Genomic DNA, 8,826 nt, shown 5'->3' with positions numbered 1-8,826 from the left:
AAGTTAGAGTGGAAAGATAATAAGATTAATTTTGTGTTTGAGAAATAATAGATGTCAAAAAAGAAAAAGTTTTTTACTGAATAAAAAAGTTCTTTACTGTGTAAAAGGTTCTGTATCAATTTTGGAACGAAGAAGGACTTGTATTGAAAAAAAGAATATATTCAAACCTTAGGATTAGGACTAGAGCATGATAATTTAATGTCATGCTTTTTTTATACAATTGATTGTTTAGAGAAATTTTGAGCCGAACTCACAGATAAATTTCCTTTTTTATTGAGCAAAGAGAGTAGGGGGATTTTTATTTCAAAATTAAGGTAAGTATGGTAGCGCTGTAATGTTACTTTATAAATAAGGAGCCATTAAAATGATTTGTTAATTCGTTTTAACATTTATAATGGATTCTTTTTTGTACCGTAGAATATGTGTGTGTTGACCGTTTTTGAATAAATTTTATAAAGCTACACAGTTATTTTAGTAGGATTATCCCGATAGTTTCAATGTAGAACTCATACAATGTCTACTGATATTGTATGAGTTCTATTTTAGAATCTGTCGTGCTCAAAATTTTCTTTTTGTCTTTAAATATTGACTATGAATTATGTTCGGATGAATACCTACTTTTGCTTAATGGGCAGGACATAATAGCCAAAAGCTAAATCGAGCAAGGCACTCGCTTCTTGACGCAGTAACAGATCCTTCGGACGGAAGGTAAAAGATCCGTCAGCTTTGATAGTAGTATCAGGGTCTACGATTCCTTGTGAGGCAAGTGCTTGAATGGATTGGACCGCCCAGGTATCCGCAGCATCAAGCAATTTTACTTGATTAGCTTGGTCAGGCTGAATCTGCTTCAAGTTTTGAATCATGGTTGCTGCGCCCTGTCTGGTAATCGGCATTGTACGGTCATATCCTGGTATGCCTACTATAGATTTCTTTTTAATTTCTTCAGATTTCCCTGGGAAAATGCTCCACCCATGTGCAAGCAATAAGGCATCAAAAAATTCTCCTTGTGTCATGGTGCCCATCGGATCGAATAGATTGCCTGATTTAGCACTCATAATGTCTAAAGAATAAAGGTTGTCAATGTGGCTTCTGTATTTACTCTTTTGCGGTACGTCAGCAAAGGGCAGTTTGGGATTGATTTTTTGGGAGTGAGCAACAACGCCTAAGCCCTTGGGACTGGTGTAATAAAAGTACGTGATTTCTCCAGCCGTATTTTTTTTGAAAGCGATTTTGTTCCCTTCTGCATCTTCAAACAACAATGGATGAATCATTTTGAGAACTTGTTTTCCAGTTGTCCCCTCTTCCATGACCAAAGCCCCATTCTCATAGGTAAAGTAGGTACGAATTGCAACTGCACGTGTATTTTGGTACAAGCCCAAATATTTTTGAGCTTCCTTTTCTTCTAATGGGAGATAGAGTGTTTTCTTCGTCTTGGGAGCAGGGAAATAGTGATCCATGAACTCTTCATACACGTCTTTACTCATTATTGAATCATTATTGTAAGACATGAAGAATGCTGTTTTTTGTTCAGGAACCAAAACCATCAATGAAGAATGTCCAGGCATGTTCCCGCCTTTTAATATGACATGCTGACCGTTGGCAAGGTCGTTGAAATACGTCTCAAATCCAACTGTCGCAATAGGAATCGTCTTATCTGCGAAAAGTTGGTAGGCATGCATCATATCCATGCTTTTTTTACTTACGATTTCTTTATCTCCAAACTTTCCATTTTGTAGCTGCATAATCATGTAYTTTGACATRTCTTCYCCRGTRGACAAAATRCTTCCTTGTGGTCCATCAGTTGGAGCGTGCCCATTTGTTGAGTGAGGATTGCCAGAGGGATCGTAATGTGTAGCCATTCTCTTGAGAAGGTTAGGAGTAAAGCGCACACTGGTAGACTTCATGTCTAGTGGTTTGAAAATATTCTTTTCCATATATTGCGAGAAAGATTCACCAGCAACATTCTCCACTGCATATCCTGCAAGTAAAAATGCGAAGTTGTCGTACGTATAAGCTTCACCAGGCGACCGTATCACCGTCGGCATATGTTCAGGAAGGAAATCCTTAATAGGTATATATTGATTTATATATTCAGGTCCGATGACAGTGGTAATATCGGGGAAATCTACTCCACTGGTATAGGTTAACATATCAAATAGAGTGAGGGGTTTTCCTGTTTTATTAGGTATTGTTAATCCACCTAGATAGTGTTGTACATCTTGATCTAGTTTAAGCTTTCCTTTATCTACTTGTTGCATTACGGCCAAGGCGGTAAAAGTTTTCGAGACGGAAGCGATTTGGAAGACCGTGTCCTTATTGACGGGAACCTTCTTTTCTTTATCTGCATAACCGTACCCTTTATTGACAACGACCTTCCCATCATGGACGACGACAAAACTTGAACCGTTCACATTGTACTTCTTCATTTTCTCCTCAAATAATGGATCAGCAAAAGATTCTACTTCTTTTTCGGTATTGGGCGCTTTCGTCATTCGAATATCGGTCGTGGATGTTGATATTTTTGATTTTCCGCCTTCTAACGATTGTTGGGAACACGCAGAAATCATGCTAGTAGAAATAAGCAGAAGTGTGAGACTTATTTTATTCATTGTTTTTTTCATTTTCTGACTCTCCTTTGTCTTACTGGATTTTTTGTTTAGGTGATGAATTGCTAGGTCGTCAGCGTATGACTAGAGTATAGATAGCTACTAATCATGGTGGTTAGTGACATCTCGTCATGCATAGCTCTGTTTCCAATTCCTCAAATCACGTTATATTTCTATCATAGACAATGAAAATCTCTTTTTTCTTATCCATTTCTTACAAATTACTTACGTTCAAAAAAGTTTTTATAATAGGGGTAGAAAGACATCACCGTCAAGTTAGAAATGGATTGTTCCCAAAAAAGAAAAAAATGAGCAAAATTCTAATAAATACCTGTAAAATATTTTGTTCATACTTCTTCATTGCATTAGATAGTAATATAATTTATAATGTGTTTAAATGATTAAATTCTTCAACGGAAGGTAATGTGAGTGAAATGAACTGTAATGATAAAGTAAGGCATCTTTTAGAAAATTTAGGGCCGTGTTTTCAAGGGCTGGGAGATCCAACACGTCAGCAAATTGTATCACTTTTAATTGATAAGGATAGTTTGAATGTAACGCAAATTGCGGAACATATTCCCATGTCAAGACCTACTGTATCCCATCATCTGAAAATATTGAAACAATCCGGTTTACTTCAAGTTCAAAAAAAGGGTACTGAAATGTATTATTGTCTTGAATTTAATGAAACAATAAATCTGTTGAAAGAACTTGTTTCTTTAGTCGAAGCTGAATGTAAGAATTAGGTATTCATTTATAGTTTAGGGACACGCTTTGTCCTTTTTTTTTAACATTTTACGTTTAAACGTTTAAGTTTTTAATCATTTAAACTTATAATCTCGTATTAATTTAAATGGAGGTTTCATATGAATAAGAAAACAATATTAATTGTTGGTGGGTATGGAGTTGTTGGTAGTCAAATTGCTCAGATTTTACATGATAGGCATCCTAATTTGGAAATTAGATTAGGTGGAAGAACTGTAGGGAAAGCACTCCCTTTTGAATCTGAGAGAGTAAGAGTAGTCAAAGTAGACAATACAATAGATGATCCTTTAAGAAGTTTGGATGATAATCTAACATTAATTGTGAATGCGGTTAATGATCCTCAAGATAGACTACTTTTATCTGCAGTCCAAAAAAGAATTCCTTTGGTTGACATTACTCGTTGGACGGAACGTTTTCAAAGTTCTATTGCTCGATTGAAAAATGTTGAAGTTCAATCCCCTGTTGTATTAGCTTCAGGATGGATGGGAGGTACAGCAGCACTTTTTTCTAAAATTTATTCAAAAGATCTTCAAGATGTTACAGTTGATATCAATGCACTATATTCTCTTCAAGACAAAGCAGGACCCAATTCAACAGCATATATGGATCGCTTAACTATTCCATTTGAAGTAAAAGTACAAGAGGGAATACGCAAGGCCTATCCAATGACTGATCCAATCAAAGTCCGTTTTCCCAATGGCTATATAACAAAATGTTATCGTTTGGATACTCCTGATCATATAACTCTTCCAGGCTCAATTGATGCTATTTCAGCTAACTTTCGTATCGCTTTTGATAACAAAATGTCCACATACGGACTGGTTTCTCTAGTAAATACAGGAATTTGGAAAATGATTAGCGGGGAAAAATTCACAGGTTTACGGAAAAATATTCTCTATAAACCTGGAAAGGGAAGTGCACATAACATAGTTATTTACCTTAATGGTTATGATGCTGCTGGTGTATTCCATAGACGAGATGTGAGCATATCCGATCCGTTAGGTCAGACACATCTCACTGCCTTAGGAGCAGCTATCCAAGCAGAGCATATTTTACAAATATCTGATAGTTCGGTTCCAAATTCTAAAATTTACTTTCCAGAAAATCTAGTAAATCTGGGTGTAGGTACATCTGCAATTTTAGATTTTTATAAAGAACATGGAGTTAATATTACGACAGAAAATATATAAAAGGTATCATTCCACACGTGGTAATACACATACTGCTATCAAGCTAAAATAAAGAAACCATTTTGATTAATCTTTTTTCAAAATGGTTTCTTTTTATTGGACGTAAAATATAACAAAGATAGTAAAGATGAAACTAGATCACTTAAAATTCATGAGGTTTGTTTTGTATTTAGATTATAGAGAATAAATCTTACATAAATGTAATGAAGGTGTAAGGTTATGAGATAGTTATTCATTTTGTTTTTCTCTAGAATGTAAAGAGTACATGACAGATTAGAACAAGACATCGTAGGAGGAAATGAAAAATGAAGAAATTATTATTAGGATTAGTTGGGATAGCTATATTAGCTATTGGATGTATGAATGTTTTCCATAATGAAGTAACAGATAGATATAATCCACTTGTAAAAGAGGATTGGTTATATGTGAAGGCAAAAGAATCTGGAAGAGTATCAACAGTTGGGGAAGCGAAGCAAGCAGGAGACTTTAAGCTTAGTGGTTATTATGGTTCTGGCGCACAAAGAGAAATTAAGTTTTATGCACCTCGTGGACTTAAAGAAGGCACTTATGTAAGAGTAAAAACAAAAGGTGAATATGTAGAAACGTTTGAAGAAGTACAAGTAAATAATGTCCCGAAAGATATTAAAGAAAAATTGGACAAGTAAAAATAAGGTTTGTTAGAAAAAATAGATGTTAGTGAAGATGTTTTGATGAAAAAAATAAAGATAATAGAAAGTAATTAATAAAGCGATTAGAGGATGAAATTGAGGAAGCTTTCACTTTTTTCATGTATATGGAAATAAAGTTCTTTTTTATATTATAAAGTTACATAGAAATGAAAGTTGATATTCTCAAATACGAGGGTATCGGCTTTTTCCATATAAAGATATAATATTTGGGATAGAGTTATTCAACAAACGGGGAGAATTAATGGGAGGTCATTATGGGATTATTTGAATATAAAGAACGATTTAAAAAACAAGTAGAATGCTATGAATTATCTGAGGAACAGTTACAATTTACAGGTACACCAAAGAAATGTGTAGCATTATCAAAAGCCGATACTGACAGACATTCAATATTATTTCTTGTAAATAATGAGCTTGTAACATTTTTCGTACTTCATGAAAATGCRGGTGTAAATCCTTATTCTAAAAATCCAAAAGCTATGTTGTTGCGAGCGTTTTCAACGAATTATTATTATCAAGGAAAGGGGCATGCCAAACAATCATTATTGTTACTACCTGACTTTGTACGCAAAGAATATCCACATATTAGTGAAATTGTATTAGCGGTAAATGTGAAAAACATTACTGCACAGTTATTATATAAAAAATGTGGTTTTATTGATGAAGGTGTACGAAAAATAGGGAAAAAAGGCGAACTTATTATTATGAGCTATTATTTATAAGAGAGATATTGTGAAAGATTCGACAACCGAATTAAAAAGTGTAGTTTAGTGTTTTCTAAATAAACTACACTCATTATAAAATATTTATAGACTAAAAAGAAGCTTTCTATGTTACATGATGATCCAGAAAGTATACACTTCCAGCCGGCATCTATCTTTGGACAACTGGCTCTTGAGTTCCTTCTCCCCTGACTTCCCATCACTTCTCTTACATGCTTCTCTAACCAGAATTTAGAAGTCTTTAAAAACTTTAAATCTATACCAAAAGCCCAATACAATTCGTAAATAATTTTTAATTATAGAACTATTTTTCTGTGATAAAATAAAGCAGGGCTATGGTAGGAAAAGCGATTCCTATCCATAATGTTAAACTCCATCCGCCTAAGGCGTATGCCCATCCACCAATAAAGGATCCAACAGCACCTCCTAAAAAGAAAATAGCCATAAATAGCCCGTTTAATCGACTACGAATTTCTGGACTCAACGAGAAAATTAAACGTTGGCTAAGCACAAGGTTTGCAGATACTCCCATGTCCAACAGAATTGCAGCAATTACTAAAACAGCTATTCCAATGGGCGAACTACTTTGAATAATAAGTGGTAGTAATAAAGAAATAATAACAACAGTGAGAGCTACACCAGTGGCGGGTCGTGTCCAGCCAAGATCAGCTAGACGACCACCTATTGGAGCGGCTATTGCACCTGTAATTCCGACAAGTGCATATAATGCTATAGCGGTCTGAGAAAAACGAAAAGTAGGACTAGACAATAATAACGGAACAGTGGTCCAGAATAAGCTGAAAGCCCCAAATACACAAGCATGATAAATTGCGCGACGGCGTAAAATTGGAGTAGTTCGTAGTAGTTGCCACATTGAACTAAGTAAGGCGTTATAATTTGTTTTTGCCGCTGGTTTCCTAGTAGGGAGTACTTTCAATAATACAAACGCCAAGACAATAATTACAGTAGCAGATAAAGCAAATATTGCATTCCATCCCCAAATATCGGCTACTAGACTAGATATCGGACGCGCAAGCATAATACCTAATAACAGACCACTCATGACATTGCCAACTACGCGACCGCGTGCATTTTCCGATGAAAGATATGATACAAGAGGTACGAGCACTTGCGCTGCGACCGACCCCAGTCCGATAAAGAATGAAACTACTAACAACAAGATTGCGTTTTTTACAAAAACCATGGCAGTGAGAGCAACTGCACTTAGAAATAACAATATAATTATCAATTTTCTATTCTCAACAATATCCCCTAAAGGTACAAGAAATAGTAGGCCAACAACATATCCAATCTGAGTTAGTGTTACAATTAATCCAGCGCTACTATTAGAAAGCCCAATTACATTACTAATTACCCCAATTAAAGGCTGGGCATAATAAAGATTAGCCACAATGATACCACATGCAGTTGCTAGAAGAATGATTAAACCCGATGAAATCTCCTTATCAATTGCTTTATTTTTAAAATTAGACATATCTATTTCCTCCCATATTTTTATTTCAAAATTACTGAATCGCCTTGGCAAGAACTACTGTACTACCATTGTTCATTGTTCTAAATTGAGCCTGAACTACTTTCCGTTCTTCTTTCAAAAAATCCAATTTCCCCACTTTTTATTCCCCTTTTCTAAATATTTTTTAGTAATTCACTTTGTGGATTTGGAAACCTGTTTAAAGCCCTTACCATTAAAAAATGCTAGGTAATTAATAAACTGAACGTTTAGTTTATTAATTACCTAGAATATATACTAAACGTTCAGTTTTGTAAATAGGCTATTTTATTATTCGTTCATATTAAGTATACTAAACGTATAGTTTATGTTCTTGAAAGGAATGATTAATGTGCAAGGTAAAAGAGGTAGACCACGTAATATCGAAACCCAAAAGGCTATCCTTTCAGCATCCTATGAGTTATTACTGGAAAGTGGCTTTAAAGCAGTCACAGTTGATAAAATTGCAGACCGTGCTAAAGTTAGCAAAGCTACGATTTATAAATGGTGGCCAAATAAGGCTGCTGTGGTAATGGATGGTTTTCTTTTTGCTGCTGCAGCCAGATTGCCTGTACCTGACACAGGTTCAGCATTGAATGATATCCTAACTCACGCCACAAGTTTAGCCAGCTTTTTAATAAGTCGAGAAGGCACTATTATTACTGAGTTAGTTGGCGAAGGGCAATTCGATTCGAAACTAGCAGAGGAATATCGTGCTCGCTATTTCCAACCACGTCGACTGCAAGCAAAGCAACTTCTGGAGAAGGGAATTAAAAGAGGCGAATTAAAAGAAAACCTTGATGTTGACTTAAGCATCGATCTCATTTACGGACCAATCTTCTATCGGTTGCTAGTAACCGGTGAAAAGTTGGATGATTCCTATGTACATGACTTGGTTATAAACGCATTCGAAGGGATACGTTTGAAGTGATTAATATTAAAATAAAGATTTAGAAATTCTACTGTCTCCTATGCGGAGGCAATTTATATTAACTTGGTAAATAAAGTATTTAATTTTTAAAAACTGATGTATATGGAGTGGGCTCCCAATACATCAGTTTAAGAATTAAGGGGATGTTAAAAAACGTCTTGTTAAAAAGAATCAAGATAATTACTCTAAAAGTAACGTCATGCAAATAATTTTCGTTATGGGGGTAATATAATAACTTAAGTTGATGGGCATGTGGTGCTACCCCACATCCATCAACTTAAGGATTTAGACTATTCTTGAAGTTAAAAGCACGTTACTATTCTCTTATGTTAATGAGAAAGGGTGACGTGCTTTTTATGAATATGCATCAAAAACAAGAGTTGTCTTTATTTGCCGAAGAGTTATATCGCTAT

At 35.0% G+C, this 8,826-nt stretch carries 7 protein-coding genes; 5 read left to right on the top strand and 2 right to left on the bottom strand.

What is annotated here, in order from left to right; all coding sequences use genetic code 11:
- Positions 1–614 precede the first annotated feature (614 nt).
- A complete protein-coding gene (locus tag AC1DJR_RS10650; RefSeq protein WP_477002569.1) occupies positions 615–2,621 on the bottom strand; it encodes a serine hydrolase in 2,007 nt (668 codons plus the stop codon).
- A gap of 419 nt (positions 2,622–3,040) precedes the next feature.
- Between AC1DJR_RS10650 and AC1DJR_RS10645 the strand changes: the two genes are divergently transcribed.
- The 4 genes from AC1DJR_RS10645 to AC1DJR_RS10630 all read left to right on the top strand — a co-directional run bounded on the left by AC1DJR_RS10645 (position 3,041) and on the right by AC1DJR_RS10630 (position 5,972).
- Positions 3,041–3,352: an ArsR/SmtB family transcription factor gene (locus tag AC1DJR_RS10645; protein ID WP_429686788.1), complete on the top strand. Its 312-nt coding sequence runs from the start codon at positions 3,041–3,043 to the stop codon at positions 3,350–3,352.
- 120 nt (positions 3,353–3,472) lie between these two features.
- Positions 3,473–4,561 (top strand): saccharopine dehydrogenase family protein, encoded by a 1,089-nt coding sequence (locus tag AC1DJR_RS10640; protein ID WP_429686789.1) that lies wholly within the window; start codon positions 3,473–3,475, stop codon positions 4,559–4,561.
- Between the two features lie 305 nt (positions 4,562–4,866).
- The gene (locus AC1DJR_RS10635; protein WP_429686790.1) at positions 4,867–5,226 is read left to right on the top strand and encodes a YxeA family protein; all 360 of its coding nucleotides are present in this window, start codon (positions 4,867–4,869) and stop codon (positions 5,224–5,226) included.
- A 278-nt stretch (positions 5,227–5,504) separates the two neighbouring features.
- Positions 5,505–5,972 carry a GNAT family N-acetyltransferase gene (locus AC1DJR_RS10630; RefSeq protein WP_429686791.1) on the top strand — a complete coding sequence of 156 codons (468 nt, stop codon included), beginning with the start codon at positions 5,505–5,507 and terminating at the stop codon, positions 5,970–5,972.
- Between the two features lie 304 nt (positions 5,973–6,276).
- On the opposite strand, the gene AC1DJR_RS10625 is transcribed toward AC1DJR_RS10630, so the two are convergent.
- A complete protein-coding gene (locus tag AC1DJR_RS10625; RefSeq protein WP_429686792.1) occupies positions 6,277–7,467 on the bottom strand; it encodes an MFS transporter in 1,191 nt (396 codons plus the stop codon).
- Positions 7,468–7,825: 358 nt separating this feature from the next.
- Here AC1DJR_RS10625 and AC1DJR_RS10620 point away from each other — a divergent pair, with 358 nt between their 5' ends.
- A complete protein-coding gene (locus AC1DJR_RS10620) occupies positions 7,826–8,413 on the top strand; it encodes a TetR/AcrR family transcriptional regulator (RefSeq protein ID WP_131245556.1) in 588 nt (195 codons plus the stop codon).
- The last annotated feature ends 413 nt before the right edge of the window (positions 8,414–8,826 follow it).

It is taken from the genome of Bacillus sp. 05T31, from assembly GCF_056396725.1.
This window is presented reverse-complemented; position numbering and strand designations above follow the sequence as displayed.